Annotated in this window: 16 protein-coding genes; 9 read left to right on the forward strand and 7 right to left on the reverse strand. The window is 54.6% G+C overall.

The features are described from left to right. Positions 1–9: 9 nt before the first annotated feature. The 3 genes from R1T45_RS00440 to metK are packed head-to-tail and all read right to left on the reverse strand — an operon-like array spanning position 10 to position 3,807. Positions 10–1,545, reverse strand: coding sequence for an acyl-CoA carboxylase subunit beta (locus R1T45_RS00440; RefSeq protein ID WP_317388913.1), 1,536 nt, complete (start codon positions 1,543–1,545; stop codon positions 10–12). After that, positions 1,535–2,641: a mandelate racemase/muconate lactonizing enzyme family protein gene (locus tag R1T45_RS00445; RefSeq protein ID WP_317388914.1), complete on the reverse strand. Its 1,107-nt coding sequence runs from the start codon at positions 2,639–2,641 to the stop codon at positions 1,535–1,537. The genes R1T45_RS00440 and R1T45_RS00445 overlap by 11 nt, the downstream gene beginning before the upstream one ends. Continuing rightward, on the reverse strand, positions 2,638–3,807 hold the full coding sequence (metK, locus tag R1T45_RS00450; protein WP_411041096.1) for a methionine adenosyltransferase: 1,170 nt from the start codon (positions 3,805–3,807) through the stop codon (positions 2,638–2,640). The genes R1T45_RS00445 and metK overlap by 4 nt, the downstream gene beginning before the upstream one ends. A 157-nt stretch (positions 3,808–3,964) precedes the next feature. Here metK and R1T45_RS00455 point away from each other — a divergent pair, with 157 nt between their 5' ends. The 6 genes from R1T45_RS00455 to R1T45_RS00480 all read left to right on the forward strand — a co-directional run bounded on the left by R1T45_RS00455 (position 3,965) and on the right by R1T45_RS00480 (position 10,110). Then, complete coding sequence (locus R1T45_RS00455; protein WP_317388916.1) at positions 3,965–4,954, forward strand: tripartite tricarboxylate transporter substrate binding protein; 990 nt, start codon at positions 3,965–3,967, stop codon at positions 4,952–4,954. A 12-nt stretch (positions 4,955–4,966) separates the two neighbouring features. Next, on the forward strand, positions 4,967–5,461 hold the full coding sequence (locus R1T45_RS00460) for a tripartite tricarboxylate transporter TctB family protein (RefSeq protein ID WP_317388917.1): 495 nt from the start codon (positions 4,967–4,969) through the stop codon (positions 5,459–5,461). Between the two features lie 9 nt (positions 5,462–5,470). Further along, on the forward strand, positions 5,471–6,958 hold the full coding sequence (locus R1T45_RS00465; protein WP_317388918.1) for a tripartite tricarboxylate transporter permease: 1,488 nt from the start codon (positions 5,471–5,473) through the stop codon (positions 6,956–6,958). Further along, positions 6,958–7,824, forward strand: coding sequence for a CoA ester lyase (locus R1T45_RS00470; protein WP_317388919.1), 867 nt, complete (start codon positions 6,958–6,960; stop codon positions 7,822–7,824). Before R1T45_RS00465 ends, R1T45_RS00470 begins: the two co-directional genes overlap by 1 nt. A gap of 116 nt (positions 7,825–7,940) precedes the next feature. Next, positions 7,941–8,897: a YeiH family protein gene (locus R1T45_RS00475; protein ID WP_317388920.1), complete on the forward strand. Its 957-nt coding sequence runs from the start codon at positions 7,941–7,943 to the stop codon at positions 8,895–8,897. A 151-nt stretch (positions 8,898–9,048) separates the two neighbouring features. Next, on the forward strand, positions 9,049–10,110 hold the full coding sequence (locus R1T45_RS00480) for an AbrB family transcriptional regulator (protein ID WP_317388944.1): 1,062 nt from the start codon (positions 9,049–9,051) through the stop codon (positions 10,108–10,110). A 224-nt stretch (positions 10,111–10,334) separates the two neighbouring features. Here R1T45_RS00480 and R1T45_RS00485 read toward each other — a convergent pair whose 3' ends face one another. Together R1T45_RS00485 and R1T45_RS00490 are read right to left on the reverse strand one after the other, a co-directional pair. Beyond that, a complete protein-coding gene (locus tag R1T45_RS00485; RefSeq protein WP_317388921.1) occupies positions 10,335–10,550 on the reverse strand; it encodes a WGR domain-containing protein in 216 nt (71 codons plus the stop codon). A 4-nt stretch (positions 10,551–10,554) separates the two neighbouring features. After that, on the reverse strand, positions 10,555–11,160 hold the full coding sequence (locus R1T45_RS00490; protein ID WP_317388922.1) for a tyrosine-type recombinase/integrase: 606 nt from the start codon (positions 11,158–11,160) through the stop codon (positions 10,555–10,557). Between the two features lie 315 nt (positions 11,161–11,475). Here R1T45_RS00490 and R1T45_RS00495 point away from each other — a divergent pair, with 315 nt between their 5' ends. Beyond that, a complete protein-coding gene (locus tag R1T45_RS00495; RefSeq protein WP_317388923.1) occupies positions 11,476–12,018 on the forward strand; it encodes a GNAT family N-acetyltransferase in 543 nt (180 codons plus the stop codon). Between the two features lie 25 nt (positions 12,019–12,043). On the opposite strand, the gene R1T45_RS00500 is transcribed toward R1T45_RS00495, so the two are convergent. Next, positions 12,044–12,172: an NAD(P)-binding domain-containing protein gene (locus R1T45_RS00500; protein WP_317388924.1), complete on the reverse strand. Its 129-nt coding sequence runs from the start codon at positions 12,170–12,172 to the stop codon at positions 12,044–12,046. 180 nt (positions 12,173–12,352) lie between these two features. Between R1T45_RS00500 and R1T45_RS00505 the strand changes: the two genes are divergently transcribed. Both R1T45_RS00505 and R1T45_RS00510 read left to right on the forward strand, forming a co-directional pair. Continuing rightward, entirely contained in the window at positions 12,353–12,652 is a 300-nt protein-coding gene (locus R1T45_RS00505; protein ID WP_317388925.1) for an SCP2 sterol-binding domain-containing protein, read from the forward strand. A gap of 992 nt (positions 12,653–13,644) precedes the next feature. Beyond that, positions 13,645–14,223 (forward strand): YceI family protein, encoded by a 579-nt coding sequence (locus R1T45_RS00510; RefSeq protein ID WP_317388926.1) that lies wholly within the window; start codon positions 13,645–13,647, stop codon positions 14,221–14,223. Between the two features lie 74 nt (positions 14,224–14,297). Here R1T45_RS00510 and R1T45_RS00515 read toward each other — a convergent pair whose 3' ends face one another. Then, positions 14,298–15,479 carry a cytochrome b/b6 domain-containing protein gene (locus tag R1T45_RS00515; RefSeq protein ID WP_317388927.1) on the reverse strand — a complete coding sequence of 394 codons (1,182 nt, stop codon included), beginning with the start codon at positions 15,477–15,479 and terminating at the stop codon, positions 14,298–14,300. Between the last annotated feature and the right edge of the window lie 190 nt (positions 15,480–15,669).

A 15,669-nucleotide genomic window follows, 5' to 3' on the forward strand; every position in this document is an offset into this window, starting at 1 on the left:
GTCTCCGGGTCAGTAGCTGGTAGGCCATGTGCTCATTAGGTGATCGCCGATCCCCCCCGAGAGACGGCGTCGGTGCACCTCGAACATCCTGATCAAACGCTCGCGGGTCTCTTGTGGTTTGACTACATCCTGAACAGTAGCGATCCGCGCCATGTCCCAGACTTCTAAATCTTTCTGAATGTCCGCGAGAGCTTCTTCAAACCCCTCGTCCTCGGGTGTTTTATTGTGCACGATGGTGGTAGCGAAGACCGGATCCATAAAGCTAACTTCAGCTGTAGGCCACGCGATCATGGCGTCGTTGTGTGCGCCGCCGCCCATAGCAACGTAGGCCCGTCCGTAGGCTTTTCGGCACATCACCGTAACCGAAGGTACGGTAGTCAGACAGGCGGTATTCATGAAATTCATAATCCAACCAGGAGCCGCACGCCGTTCGGCCTCGGTACCAACGACGAAGCCAGGTGTATCCATTAAACGTACAATTGGGATGTTGAAGCTGTCGCACATCACAGTAAAATCTACGGCTTTGCGACACGCCTCCACCGAAAGTGCCCCCCCGCCTACGTTCGGGTTGTTGGCAATGACGCCCACCACTTTACCATCAAGTCGCGCAAGCCCCACGGTTAGGGACTTTCCAAACCGCGGTTTGATTTCAAGATAGCTATCATTGTCAAAGATCACTTCGATGATCTTTTTCATGTTGTAAACTTGTGTTCGTTTTTCCGGAAGGATTTCAAGAATCCGTTCCTGATCGTCGCCAGAGCCTTCAGGAACTGCGGCCTCTGGCGGAAGCTCTTTGTTGTGACTGGGCATGTAGGAGAGGAATGCTCGAATTGCCAGCATAGCCTCTTCGTCGGTATCAACGAAATGATCAATCAATCCTGTCTGCTCAGCGTGAAGACGCCATCCACCCAGTGCCTCGACATCTACTGCCTCTCCAATGGCCATCGACACCAGCCGTGGAGAAGACACCGACATGATTGATCCCTTCTTCATTACGGAGAAGTCAGCCATGCAGCACATCCATGCGGATGATCCGAACGACGTATTCAGGGCCGCCGCTACGTAGGGCACTTCACGCTTGCGTCGGAACTGTGAAGTATCATTACCAAGAAGCTGCCCCATGCCCTTGGATCCCATTGCGTCAGGCAAGCGCGCACCAGTGCTTTCGCCGACATGCACAAATGGCATTCCGCGGGCGACGCAAGCGGAACGAATGTATCCCATCTTCTTGGAATTAGTCGCCCCAGTGGAGGCGCCTTTAGTGGTGAAGTCGTTCACCACGACGCCGACGTCGCGCCCGTCGATTCTGCCGAATCCGGTGATCTTGCCGTCACGCGGAGTTTTTGCTGCGTCTTCGTCGGAAAATGCTGACGCCCCCAGAAGTCCTGTCTCGATGAAGCTGTCGTCGTCCACAAGCGCGGCCAGCCGCTGCTCGGCGTTCAGATCGCCCTTTTCCGCGCGGCGAGCGAGTTTTTCCTCTCCGCCCATTCGACGCGCATCGGCCCGCCGCCGATCAAGTTCCCGTAGTCGGTTTTCATGCGACATCAGTGATCCCCTTGTACTGTTTTTTGTCATATGTGATTGTGAGGGTGGACGCAGCTGCCAGACGCTCGCGGTCAACTCCGGGACAAGGACCTGCGGGAACCGTCATACTACCATTTTCGAAAACGAGCGGTCGCGTGAACAGCCTATCTCGCAGCTTGAGCCAACCATTGAATTCCCCTGCGTTATCAATGTGGTCAGCTGCAACACACGCTTCAAACCAAGCGTGTAGATCGCATCCCAGGCCATCGCCTAAAACTGCCTGCATGCCATGCGCCTGAATGTGTTGAATACCTTCTATAAGCCGGGCAACACTACCGAGCCGTTTGAGCTTAACCTTACAGAACGCAACGCCGGGAATCTCTGCCGCACGCTCGATATCTTCCAGTGTGCTAATCGGCTCATCGAGCATGAGTGGAATATCCGAAGCCACAGCGACCGCCGCATTATCATCCCACTGATCAGCCTCGCATGGTTGTTCGAAAAGCACGATGCCGTCAGGGTCAACCTTTCGCACGAACGCAATAGCCGCTTCCCGATCATAGGCTCGATTGGCATCGATGCGTAGAGTGGCGCGGCCTGCTACAGCATTCTGGATCCATCCTACGCGAGTGGCGTCCGTATCGACATTTTGCCCCACCTTAATCTTTAACGTGCGGAAACCCGCGGCGATGGCAGTTTCCACCTCGGTCTCGATTCCTGCTTGGTCCAGAGCGCTTACGGGAACTAAGAGCGGCAGGGTCGCTGGCGCTTTGCGGTTCAACACAGGCATAGCTTCGAGCACTTCCAGAGCAGTGACTACCGCAGTGGTGGCGACCTTACTTTCTTGATACTGGGCGAGCATTAGAGCTTTCGCCTGTGGCGTTTTTAGACCGATTAGTCGAGGTAGACGGTGCTTCAGATAAGCCAGCCCCCCCTCGCGGGTTTCACTGCTTGAACCCGGGGATATATGTGCAGCTCCATACCCCACACGGCCGTCGCTATCCTCAATCTCAATGACATAAGGCTCGAATTCGTGAAATGTACGATAAGATAACCGGTACGGTTTTACTAAAGGGAGCTTTAGGCGTCGAAAAGTTACTCGGACGACAATACTCATGCCAATTCACTCCTCAAGGTATCGACAAGATCTGTTTTTTCCCAAGTGAATGTGCCGCCTTTTCCGGGATCGCGACCGAAATGTCCAAAAGTAGCCGTCGGGCGGTATATCGGACGGGCGAGATTGAGATGCTGAATGATGCCGCGCGGGCGCAGGTCTACCAAGCGGAGTAGAGCCGCTGCTATCTCGCGTTCGTCCACTTGCGCAGTACCCTGCGTTTCCACCGAAACAGACACAGGCTCCGGCACCCCGATTGCGTAGGCAATCTGGATTTGACAACGTGCAGCGAGACCCGCAGCCACAACATTCTTGGCAAGATACCGCGCTGCATATGCGGCTGAGCGGTCCACCTTCGTCGGGTCCTTCCCCGAAAAGGCTCCCCCCCCGTGCAATGCCGATCCGCCATAGGTATCAACAACGATCTTGCGGCCAGTTAGCCCTGTGTCGCTTTCTGGGCCACCGATTACAAAGCGCCCAGTAGGATTGATGAGAAAGCGAGTATCCTCATCCAACAAGGCTTCGGGCACCGCTGCTCGGATTTCGGGTAGCAGCATGTCGGTAACATCGGCGGTGCTTAGCCGCTCTTCATGATGGCACGACACCAAAACCGTGTCGCATCGCACCGGGCCGTTTTCATCATACAATAGAGTGACTTGTGACTTGGCATCGGGCAACAGCCCTAATAGCTGCCCGGCTCTGCGTCGTTCGGAGAGGCGCCGGACGATGCGGTGGGATATGTCGATCGCCGCAGGCATGAAGGAATTGGTCTCATTACAGGCAAAACCGAACATCATGCCCTGATCCCCCGCTCCCTCGCTCTCCCGGCTCCCAGCATCTACTCCAAGGGCGATATCCAAGGATTGTGGCTGCACCCTTGTATCTATTGTAAGGGTGTCAGCATTGAAGCCGTCAAAAACGTATCCGATCTCGCGGATCGTATCACGGGCAATGGTTGCGATCGTATCCGCATCCATTTCTTCTCTACTACGCATTTCACCTGCGATGATCATGAAGTCTTTCGCGCACAAGCACTCCAAGCCGGCTCGAGCATCAGGGTCGCGTTGTAGCAGGTTGTCGAGAAGCGCATCCGAGACCTGATCGCAAATCTTATCCGGATGCCCATCCGAAACTGACTCACTTGTGAACAATCTGGACGCAGTCATCAAATTCGGTTTCCTGTTTAAATGCTTAGTATCGTATGCAACTACCGCTTAGTAGTTGTCATAGCTACTACTGTCAAGATATTTCAGTAGTTGCTTTAGCTACTACGTTTAGCTTACGATAATGAGCATTAGTAGGTTTTAAACTTCAGGGAGGAGTGAAATGGCCATGAATAAAGCGCTGAGCGTCTTGATGAGAGTCCCATACGGTTTAGTCGCAGCCGGAATTATAGCCGCAGGAGCGGCACAAGCTCAGGATTACCCTCACAAGCGAATCGATTACATCCTGCACGTAACGCCTGGAGGGGCTACCGACGTACTTGCTCGGAAAACTGCGGCTGGTCTGGAAGACATAATGGGTGCGACCATCTCGGTGGAAAATCGAAGTGGTGGTAGCGGCGCGAGCCAAATGGCAATCCTAACCCGGAAGCCCGCCGACGGCTCAGTTTTTGGATCAGTAACAGCATCGCACATCGGAATGTTTCTGAACACGGGAGACTATGCCGTTAATGACGTTGAGTGGGCCTGCCGTATGGTGGTGGACCCATACCTTCTGGTCGTCCCGGGGGACAGTGATATCGACAATTTGGCTGATTTGGCCGAGGCCGCGACTTCTAATCCAGGCAGCCTCTCCATTGCCGGTTTCGGTAGTGAGGGGTCAGGCGGTCATATCGCTTGGAAGATCATCGAAGAAGCCGCGGGCATGAACGGTGAGGTAGCGTGGATACCCTACGACTCGATCAAGGATGGGATCGTCGCGGCTCTCGGAGGGCACAATGACTTGGCTATTGGCTACGTTGATCTAACCAGCCAACACGTCGAAAGCGGCGCCTTGAAAGTCATTGGAATTCTTTCTGATGCTGCGCCCGAATTGATGCCGAGCGCAGTACCTTTCAGCGATCAAGGTTACGAGGTTGATAACGATTGGCAGCAGTTTCGCGGCATCATCACGCCGGCCGGCACTCCCCTGGAAGTCCGCGAAGAGTTGTGTGATGCGGTGAATACGCTGATGGAAACTGACGACTTTCGAAAGTTCATGAACGACGCCGGGCTGAACGCCGGCTTCCAAGGACCTGAGCAGTTCCAGAACTTCGCCAATAAGCAAGCGCTCACAACGGAAGACTGGTTGACGAAGCTTGGTATGGCTAACTGATTGGCGGAACCCATGTCAAAAAATCCAAGCGAGGCGACACCCCCCTTAGAGGGTGTCGCTGTCAAAACCCTTACCGTCTCGCGACGGATTGCAGAAACGGTGGTCCTTCTCATAATTTTGATTGTTGGGCTATTTTTCTTCGCCGGCAGTCTCAATATTGGAAGTCGATCAGGGGACGTTGTGGGCGCAAGCACGTTCCCCAAAGCGCTGTCTCTATTGTTGATTTTTACCACAGCGCTTGCAATTATCTATGCTTTGCGCGCGCCTCCCAATGTCAGCATCACCCTGAAGCGGCCACGCGCAGTAGTGATTGCGATAGTGCTTTTAATCGCATTCCCGCCCCTGGTTGGCATGCTGGGATACTATGTCCTGATTGTACCATGGCTAATCATCTTTGGCTGGGCAGCGCGGGTCCGAAGTCCAATGTTAATCGTGATAAACTTAGTCACTGTACTGTTTGTCGCTCGCGTGGTGTTTCAAATGATCCTGCGCACCCCGATGCCATGAGGTACCTTGATGCTTGAGAATTTAACGTCCGCTTTCTTTCTAATGCTGAATCTAAACACGGCATTTGCACTGGTTGCAGGCATCTTCATCGGATATTTTGTCGGCGCTTTGCCGGGTTTATCATCGTCGATGGGTATGGCGCTGCTTATTCCTTTCACATTCGGGATGGAACCAGTTCCGGCTATGGTGATGTTGGTTACTATCTACATGGCCGCCGACTTTGCAGCCGCGATTCCAGCCATCTTGGTCAATGCACCAGGTCAACCGGCCGCTGCCGTGACAGCCTTCGATGGCTTTCCAATGCGGGAGCGCGGAGAAGCGGGTCTGGCCCTAACGTTGTCGGTCGTGAGCTCGGGCGTGGGTGCCGTAATTGCAGTCATCTTCTTAATTTTCACCGCACAGGCAATGGCCAACTGGGCGCTTGCCTTCGGCCCCGCCGAATACTTCGCCCTTGGCGTGGTCGGCCTCAGCTTGATCTCCGCTCTTTCTACAGGCGGTATGCTGCATGCGCTGATTGGGCTTTTTTTGGGTTTACTTATAACTACTGTCGGCATCGACCCCATTGAGGGCAAACAGCGATACGTTATCACGTACTCCCTCATTGACGGCATTCCATTCCTACCAGCGCTGATCGGCTTATTTGCCTTGTCCGAAGTTTTTGTACTGATCGAGGAATCACGAGGCGCGACCAAGCTACACTCTGTCGAACGACTGGTCGTTCCAAAGATACGTTCTGTATTCAAGCATTTCCGCACGATGTTGCAAGGTTCAGTACTTGGCTATTTCATTGGGGTAATTCCCGGTGCGGGATCTTCAATTGCTTCCTTGGTCAGCTACGGCGTGGCGCGCAACCTTTCAAAGAAAAAGAGCTCGTTCGGGAGAGGGAATCCAGAGGGTGTCGTCGCTTCGGAGAGCGCCAACAATGCCTCCGTTTGCGGTGCACTGGCACCTCTGCTTACGCTGGGAATCCCAGGTTCTGCCAGTGCTGCTGTCCTGATTGGGGGATTGACTATCCAAGGGCTGCAGCCTGGACCTTTCTTATTTATTGAAAATCCCGAAATTCCATACAGTATTTTTCTGGCGCTACTTATCGGTGCTCCGCTTATGGCCGCCCTTGGTCTGTTCGGGGCGCAGCTTTGGGCCCGTGTTACGCTAATCCCACGGGGAGTTGTGGCAACCTGCGTAGCCTCTATCTCTTTGCTGGGTAGCTATGCCGCCACTAACAGCATCTTCGCAATTTACATTACCGTCATTTTCGGCATCGCCGGGTTCGTAATGAGAAAAGTGGGGATCCATCCCGCCCCAATTGTGCTGGCGCTGGTCTTGGGTGATTTAGTCGAATCTAATTTTCGTCGCGGCATGCGGACCTCTTCGGGGGATCTGTCCTACTTTGTCGACAAACCTATCGCGGCGACCCTTCTGATTGTTGCCCTTGTGGTGCTCACCCTGCCGCTAATCGGACGCTTGCGCCGTCGCAACATGCAAGAGGAAATCTAATGAAAATATCACTGCGCCGTTCAGCACTCTACATGCCAGCTGCAAATTCTCGAGCACTCGAAAAAGGCCGAAGCTTGCCAGCTGATATGCTGATCTTGGACTTGGAAGACAGCGTATCCCCAGACGTAAGAGCTGAAGCTCGCGTTACTGTATCAGAGGCGATCCGTCGGGGGGGGTATGGTGATCGAGAGGTAATATTGCGTATCAATGGAAAGGATACTGTAGATTGGAAGGCAGACCTAAGCGTTGTAGCGCAGTGCTCACCGGACGCCGTGTTGGTCCCAAAGATCAATACCACCGCCGATGTCGATGCCGTTGTCACTGACCTCAATAGTGTTGAGAAGAACGTGGAAACGAGCCTCTGGCTGATGATCGAAACGCCGGCATCAATTTTAAATTGCCAACAGATCGCAGCGTGCGCGACGCGCTATCCACAGCTTCAGGGTTTTGTGATTGGAACCAACGATTTGGTGAAGGATACAGACCTACAACCAGGCCAAGACCGACGATATCTGATACCTTGGCTGCTTCATATTGTTGCTGCGGCCAAGGCTCATGGCTTGGCTGTGCTTGACGGAGTGTTCAACGATTTTTCCGACGGTTCTGGGTTCTCTGAAGAAGCCTCGCAAGGTCGCGCGCTCGGCATGACAGGAAAGACGCTGATTCATCCTCAGCAGATCGAGCGCTGTCACAGGGCATTTTCGCCCACAGACACTGAGATCGCGGTCGCACAACGGATCGTTGATGCTTTCGCAAAAGAAGAAGCTGCCGGCAAGGGCGTGATCAATGTTGATGGTAAAATGGTGGAGCGCCTGCATTTGGAGATGTCGAAGTCGTTGCTTGCACGGGCAAAGGCTATTCGTTGATGGTAGTCGAGACCGAAAAATGCCGTAGTGATTCCACATCTCGCACACGTTTGGGAAGCCTAAGCAGGTCAGCACTTCGTAGACGTTTTATCCCGATTTCAAATTTAGCTCCTGGATTGAGCGTAGCAATACTTGTAGCACTCGCCGCTCAGTTTATTTCAGACCATTATGGAGCGCCAGTGATGCTGATGGCGCTACTCTTCGGCATGGTTCTAAATTTCCTTAGTGAGGACGGGCCTTGTCGAGACGGAATTGGCTTCGCTTCGAGCTCCCTTCTGCGCCTTGGTGTAGCTCTATTGGGGTTTCGTGTCAGTCTTGGAATGGTTGCCGAACTTGGCTGGTCCGTGGTGGCGCTTGTAGTCATTGCAGTAATATTGACCATCTGTTCCGGAATAATTCTCGCGCGATTTTTTGGCCATAATTGGCGTTTTGGGGTGTTATCAGGCGGTGCTGTGGCGATCTGTGGTGCATCTGCAGCCGTCGCAATTGCAGCGGTTCTTCCCAAAGATGAAAGATCGGACGAACAACTGGTTTTCACTGTCGCATCCGTTACGATACTATCGACCGTAGCAATGATCCTCTACCCGGTGCTGGCTACATTTCTTGAGCTCGGGGCTCGAGACACCAGTGTCTTCATCGGCGTCTCAATACACGACGTGGCGCAGGTGGTTGGTGCGGGGTTTTCCGTATCACCCGAGGTTGGGGAGACAGCAACGCTGGTGAAACTCATGCGTGTTGCTATGCTGGCGCCTGTCTTGATCGCGATAGCGCTACTGACCCGAAACCGGGGTGAAACAGATGGAGATGCAGGACAACGTCCCCCTTTGCTTCCTTGGTTTTTTGTCTGTTTCCTGCTGGCAAGCGGTATCGCATCCTTAGAAATCCTGCCCTTTGTGATAAGTGAGCTCGCGGGCACACTCTCCAAATGGGCCTTGGTCGTTGCAATCGCCGCGGTGGGCCTAAAAACATCTATCGGAAAAATCGCAAGCGTAGGCAGAGGCGCGGCCCTACTGGTGCTGTCCGAGACGCTGCTACTGGGGGTTGGTGTGCTGTTTGTAGTCTGGTCACTATAAGATTAAGCGGAGGAAAGATACACATCCGCTTGGTCGCCCATGTCGACTGCGTGGTTTGTATTGCGCCTACATTCTTACTTTCTCCAAACATTTACACATCGGCTGAGGAACGTTCCTACGGTCAACTACGATAGGCAACACGAATGTGACGATGATGGGCCGACGAACATTGACCTTTTCAGCGGCGGCTGGGGGAACAACAGCATTCTGGCTTTTCGGTTTGCCACTCCCGTTTCTGTTTGGGCCTATGTTCGCATGTTTGGCCGCAGCGCTGGCAGGCCTCCCGATGGCCGGCTTCGGTCAGATCTCCGTCGCAGCGCGAACAATTTTAGGGGTCGCTATCGGTAGCTCGATCACACCCGCAGTCGTGGGAAGAATTCCAGAGATGGCGCTATCGGTCGCACTCGTTCCGATCTTTGTCGGAGTGATCGGACTCGTGGGCGTGCCGTTCTTCCGCCGCGTCTGGGGGTTCGATGCTCCCACAGCTTATTACGCGGCTATGCCAGGCGGTTTGCAGGACATGGTGATCTTCGGTATCGAAGCTGGGGCCAATCCGCGCGCCTTGTCCTTGATCCACGCGACACGGGTGCTGTTCATCGTAACACTGGCGCCAATCTTTCTGACTACGCTCTATGGTCAAACGCTAAGCAACCCGATTGGGGTCCCAGCCAGCGAGTTCGCCCTGTCTGAACTGGTCATAATGGCAATGGCCGCTCTTATCGGGTGGAAGGGGGGCGAGTGGTTGGGCCTGTTTGGCGCCTCAATCCTCGGACCAATGATCGTGACGGCGACTCTGTCAGTCACCGGCGTGATCCATGGGCGCCCCCCAGCCGAAGGAATCTTGTTTGCCCAATTTTTCATAGGTTTGGGGATCGGCGTCTACTTTGTCGGCGTTACTTGGCGCGAGCTCAGCCGCGATGTAGTCGCAGGGGCGGCATATGTTGTCCTGTTGTCGGTGTTGGCAGCCATTCTTTCTTACGTCGTAACTCTTGTCGGTTTGGCGCACGGCGTGGATGCCTTCCTTGCGTTCGCTCCCGGCGGGCAAGCTGAAATGACCGTGCTGGCAATCGTGGCGGGAGCCGATTTAGGATACGTGATCGCGCATCACTTAACCCGCATTGTTTTCGTGATACTTGGAGCACCAATCGTGGCGCGCATGCTAAACGATCGCAAAAAACAGAAAAGGTCGGGAGAAAACACAGATACCAAATGATACTTGCTTCGCCTACTGAATCCTAAGCGGCCGTGGAAAACGGGATCGACACATCGGCAAGCGTCTCGGAGATCGCGATGCGTTGGCGATCAGGCGATGTTGCAGTGGCATTAGGGATGAAACCCCGGCGGCGACTGAGCCATTGCAACGCATCATTGGCAGACAGGGTATAGGATGACCGGTCCAGGGCGAAACTTCCTCGGTTTTGGCCGGTTTTTGGCCGACTACTCGTAGCCGCGCTTTGCCTTCGCCATGTGCAACTCAAAGCGTGCATCTTGGGCTTCTGCTTTACTGGCAAACCAGTCCGTACGGACTTGACCGCCGCGCCCTATCCGGCCCCACTCGCGAACAAGTCCCCAGTCTCCAAAGAGACCGGGCGTGATATCCATCCGGTAGAACCGGCGTTCGTTCTTTGAGTTGTCGATCCGTGTCAAAACCATGCCGCTACCCCCACATTCTGGCAGCGATGTCTTGTTCTTCTTTACCTACGGCATCGGCATAGATCGCAGTTGTGCTGAGTTGCGCATGGCCCATCCACTTTTGCAGCATGTGCAGCGGAATGCCGTTCACCGTGGCGTTTATCCCGAACCCATGGCGCAAGCCCTTCGGGCTGCGGTGTGGCGCGTCCGGTATCCCAGCCTCGATCATAATGCCTTTTACAATTTGCCAGACGCGGACGCGGCTGAGTGGCCAGATCGGTGTCGCCGACTGCTTGCGCGTTTTCTGAGCTTCCCTGATGCCATGGGCGGTGTTGAGGGTGTCCAAGTAGTCCGGCGGCACCGGGACGGTCCTATAGACGATCTTCGAGCTGCCAGACGTATCCTTGCGCTTCTTGAGACTGCGGATGGCTATCGTCCCACCCGACAGGTCCACGCGGGCCGGGGTGATCTCGAGCAGCTCTGATGGACGGCAGCCTGTAAAAAGAAGCGTTTCACAAAGTGTCCGGTCGCGGGCGGGCTTTCGCCGCGCTACGGCCAGAAAGGCGGCGCGCTCTTCGGCGTTGAGATAGAGCCGGTTTCCGGCGGTGTCATGGAGGCGCATTTCACTCATATTTAACAGGTTACAGGAATTCTGTTAAACAACGAAGCTATTTTCGGCCCCCTACCCTACCGTGTCACGAGTTTGGCATGCGCCGACCTTAACACTATTGGTAATAGTGTTAACTACACCCTGTCGCTTCGCATTTTCGCAAGGCCTGGTAGGTGGGGCTTTGCGCCATCTGCTGCGAGTATTATCCTTGGCTTCGCTTACGCAGCATCCTGTAAGGAGGGCGGAGAGCGGAAGTTCGCTGCGCTTGAGACGATTTCAGTTCGGCGAACCTTGCGGACATGTTCTGGCTTGCAGAGACGAGCAGGACATCTACCCTTGCAAACACACGTATGGGAGAATGTCACTGTGCAGAAAGTAAGGACATCCAATCCAAATTTCATGATCCGCCACGCTTCTGCGGATGATGCGGGGATGGTTGTAGACTACATGAAAAAACTTGGTGCCTATCAAAAGATGTCCGACAAGATCACGGCAACTGAGCCGCAGATCAGGCGGCTTCTGAATGAAAAATTGGGCGAAGCGCTGTTTGGATACTACAGGGGAGAAATTGCCGGCTTCGCCTACTTTTGTCAGAAATCATCAGCGTTTACCGGACGGGCCGGGATCTATATCGACGGGTTCTTCGTGGATACGAAAGTTCGCCATCAAGGTCTTGGCAAGATCATTATGGGGTATCTTTGTTCTCTTGCTCTACAGCGAAACTGCCAGATGATGGAATGGGGGGTTCTGGACTGGAATAAGCCCACTATAGAATTTTACAGAAGCCTTGGCGCTTATAGCGTAGACGAGATGACGATTTTCAGATTCACGCCGGACGATCTGAAATCAAATGCTCTTGCATTCGAGGGTAAGCCATAGCTTTCTGCAATATGCGGATTTGGATTCAGAACCGGAAGACGGCGGCGGAGAGATCCTCGTTGCGGCCGATGGTCGAGACCGTGTGACCAGCCTGGCCCAGCACCTGGGCAAGCCCGGAGCCGACGTTTCCGTTTCCAATAACTGCAATACGCATTGCATTCTCCTTAGCTTCGCCGCCCTCGGGACGGCCTGTTGTTCACTGAAGCGAAAGTAAGGCTTTCCTACCTTCTATAAAGTGAAGATGTTATTGAATGACTATCGCGATTTTGTTCTCAAAAGGACTCACAGCCGCCTAAGACAGTGCGGTAATGCAACTTAAAAAGGAACGAGACTTGTGACCACGCTGAATGAGATGGCCGAACTGATCACGACGCGCGCCCGCGGACGCATAAGAGGTTGCGTGCGCATTGAGATGCCCGATCTCGGCACCCTCTATGTAGACGAGTCCGGGGCGACTGAGAGAATGCAGGAGGCGGATATCACGCTGCGCGCTGCGGCTTCGGTGTTCCGCGACATCGCTCACGGCGTGCTGGATCCAGCAAAGGCTTTCATGCTGCGCAAACTTAAGATTGAAGGGAGTCCAATGCGCGCCCTCAAGGTCGGTGAAATCCTGAGCACACCCAGCGAAAGATAAGGCGACCTTTGGAAAACCATCGCGTCATGCGGATCGCCCGGCCTTCGGAAGGAGCGGCGTCCTCTTGGTGACAGAAGACTGACGGCGGCATGCTCTCTTATTGCATCGGATAAAGTCAGGGTCGCACGGACGCGCCAAACGGGACGAGATATCGTCCCGGATGGCATTGATGGAAAGCTGTGCGTGACGTCTGGTCGGTAACTTGCCGGACATCGCGCAAGGGCTTCAGTTTGATGTTCTTGGAGTAGCTCCGCTTCGGGGGAACTCAAACTTTTTCTGATTCTTCATACCGGAAAGCGACGACTATATGGCTCGGCCGGAATCTTTGCGGAGGCATGTGGCTCGCCCTGGTGAAGACCTTTCTCTTCTGGCCAAAGTTCTTACTCGACTTTCAGATCAAGGCACTCGGTCTGAAGGAAGCCTGATTGGCCATGTTCATAACCTGTTATAGTTCCAACAGATGAGCGCCGAATCTGGGCAGCTTGGCACCCCCGGAGCAATCTGCTCCCCAAGTCCCCAAGTATGGTCTGCCCACGCTCATAGCGGCCTCCGGACATCTGCTGCGGAATTGACGAAAGGGCTTAGGACTGAAAGTGATGCTTTTCTAAGGCATTGGTGGGATGGTTCCATTTCAGCAAGTTACTGAGCGCGGCAATGAAGAGATGGCCATACATTCCCGATAGCCCTTGCGGAAGAGCGAGCCGCTCTATGCTCTTCATTGCCATTCTTTCACAAACAGCCATTCAACCCGGTCGCAGGAGTTCCACCACGCTGGGATCGGTATATTGCGCGACAATCCAGAGGCAATCGCCCAATCTATTGAAGACTTTAGGGATCGTTTGAGGCGCCATCTTTGCGATGCCTGAACAATACGCCGTCGGCTGTTCGATATCGCACAGAGTGTGTTTGAAGGTAGGGAATTGCGCATTTTTGCGCCTGAATTAGGTGCAACTGGCGTGACGAATGCATCTCAAACGGAGAAATTGATTTAGATGAAAAACTTCCTTCTTACGACGGCAATGGGCGCAACGCTCGCGACCGCAGCGCAGGGCGAAACGATGACCTATGTGCTCGATCCGTCACATAGCCAGATCGTGTTCAGCTATAACCACTTGGGTTTCTCGACCACGACAGGCATATTCTCCGGGTTCGAGGGCAGCATCGAGCTGGACCAAGAAGACCCGGCGGCATCGAGCGTCTCTGTTTCCTTTCCTGCCAAGAGCCTCATCACCGGCTGGCCTGCACGCGAAGAGCATTTTCTGAGCGAAGATTTCTTCGGCGCCGAAGCGAATCCCTTGGTGACATTCACCTCAACGTCGATCGAAGTAACCGGCGAAGAGACCGGCACGATCACCGGCGACCTGACCATGAACGGCATTACGAAGTCAGTCGTTTTGGACGCCACACTGAACCAGTTGGGCGATCATCCGATGGAAAATCGCCCCTGGGCCGGGTTTGACGCGACAACCACGCTGCTGCGCTCGGATTTCGACATGGGCCAGTTCGCTCCGTTTGTCGGGGATGAGGTCGCGATCGATATCTCGATCGAAGCAATGGTCCCCGCTGAATAATCGGATCCTAACTATCAACCAAAAGGGACGCGCAATCCCTCGCGCGGCCCTTATCTGTCTCGATGGCGCAGAGCCTATTCCGCCTTTGTCGCCACCAGTTCAATCCGGACCTCTACGGAAAACCCGACAGAGCTTTCGTCCGGATAGGCTGTTCCCATGCCGAAATCACGACGGTCCAGAGCCGTGCCACCCGAAACCATGGCCGTGCCGGCTGACACCTCGAGATCGAAGTCGAGCGTGACGGGAACGGTCTGCCCGACCAATGTCAGGGTGCCTGATGCGCGGTGCTTAGGTCCGTCACTTTGTACAATGTCGCCCTGAAACACGGCGGTATCATGGGCGGCGACATCGAAGAACTCGGGGCCTTTCGCCTGGTCCGTCACGGACCCCAGTGTGAGGGAGGTTGTATCGATCACCGTCTTCACGGTGCCTGTTCCGGTTTCTTCATCATACTCGATCTCGGCCTGCCAATTGGCAAAGCCGCCAGTGACCTTTGCCCCCATCTGCGTGATCGTGATCGACAGGCTGCCTTCCTGCACGACCCAGCCTCCAGTCTGATGGGCAGGCAATTGTGACGCGGCTTCCACGTTGTGAGTAGGGGCAAACACGGTCAGGGCGCCGCCGATTGCAAAGGTCCAGAACCCTATCGCGGCGAAAACGGAGGCCCCCTTGCCGGGGTGAGTGGCCGCCTTGCCGGCAGCCCGCCCGTTCCACATGCGGGCCAAGGTGCCATCGCGGTCAATCAGCGCGTGTTTGATTGCGCCGCCAATATGCGCCGCGATCATCGTTGCTAAAACGATCCCTGCAATCCAGTGAACATTGGCTGCCGCACCGGCAAGGCGCTCCGATTCTGGAATAAACGGCAAGCTCTGGGGGAAGGGCCACCAGATCGGCGCGAAGCCCACTTCGGCCGAATGGATCAGCCAGCCGGAAAGCGGGAGCACGAAGATGGCAGCGTAAAGCACCCAATGCGCAGTTTCGGCGGCAAAGGTTTCAAGGCGCCGTTCGGGATGGAGAGGCACGGGACGCGGTTGCGAGATTGCCCAGATTACCCGTAACACAGCCAGAGCCAAAACAGTTACGCCGATCGTCTTATGGCTCGAATACAACAGCTGAAGGAAGGCCACGGTATCGCCACTGCGTGGCGTGAACTTCCCGATCAACCCAAGCGCTATGTCTGCCAGCACCAGGAGCGCGATGCTCCAATGGAGCAATCGGGCGACGCGCCCGTAGCTGGCGGTTGTGTTTGATATCATCGGACCCTCGCATGTCTTGACTGGGTATCCGATATCAAGACTTGGCCGCCAGCACATACCGTTGTTTACACACAATCTCTGTGCGCAGATGGGGAAGGCACAGTTTAGCGAGGCGCAACTCGGAGGGCAGGTGTCCGCATGCGCACGTCTTTCGGCTTAATTATCCATGCAATGTATGGGTGTTTCCGAG

The sequence above is a fragment of the Sulfitobacter sp. LC.270.F.C4 genome (assembly GCF_032922545.1).
Classification (GTDB): domain Bacteria; phylum Pseudomonadota; class Alphaproteobacteria; order Rhodobacterales; family Rhodobacteraceae; genus Sulfitobacter; species Sulfitobacter profundi.

Coding starts and splice junctions, on each gene's coding strand:
- R1T45_RS00510 (WP_317388926.1), top strand. CDS start 13,645: ATGAAAAACTTCCTTCTTACGACGGCAATGGGCGCAACGCTCGCGACC.
- R1T45_RS00445 (WP_317388914.1), bottom strand. CDS start 2,641: ATGAGTATTGTCGTCCGAGTAACTTTTCGACGCCTAAAGCTCCCTTTA.
- R1T45_RS00490 (WP_317388922.1), bottom strand. CDS start 11,160: ATGAGTGAAATGCGCCTCCATGACACCGCCGGAAACCGGCTCTATCTC.
- R1T45_RS00465 (WP_317388918.1), top strand. CDS start 5,471: ATGCTTGAGAATTTAACGTCCGCTTTCTTTCTAATGCTGAATCTAAAC.
- R1T45_RS00480 (WP_317388944.1), top strand. CDS start 9,049: ATGATGGGCCGACGAACATTGACCTTTTCAGCGGCGGCTGGGGGAACA.
- R1T45_RS00460 (WP_317388917.1), top strand. CDS start 4,967: ATGTCAAAAAATCCAAGCGAGGCGACACCCCCCTTAGAGGGTGTCGCT.
- R1T45_RS00500 (WP_317388924.1), bottom strand. CDS start 12,172: ATGCGTATTGCAGTTATTGGAAACGGAAACGTCGGCTCCGGGCTTGCC.
- R1T45_RS00470 (WP_317388919.1), top strand. CDS start 6,958: ATGAAAATATCACTGCGCCGTTCAGCACTCTACATGCCAGCTGCAAAT.
- R1T45_RS00485 (WP_317388921.1), bottom strand. CDS start 10,550: ATGGTTTTGACACGGATCGACAACTCAAAGAACGAACGCCGGTTCTAC.
- R1T45_RS00515 (WP_317388927.1), bottom strand. CDS start 15,479: ATGATATCAAACACAACCGCCAGCTACGGGCGCGTCGCCCGATTGCTC.
- R1T45_RS00455 (WP_317388916.1), top strand. CDS start 3,965: ATGGCCATGAATAAAGCGCTGAGCGTCTTGATGAGAGTCCCATACGGT.
- R1T45_RS00440 (WP_317388913.1), bottom strand. CDS start 1,545: ATGTCGCATGAAAACCGACTACGGGAACTTGATCGGCGGCGGGCCGAT.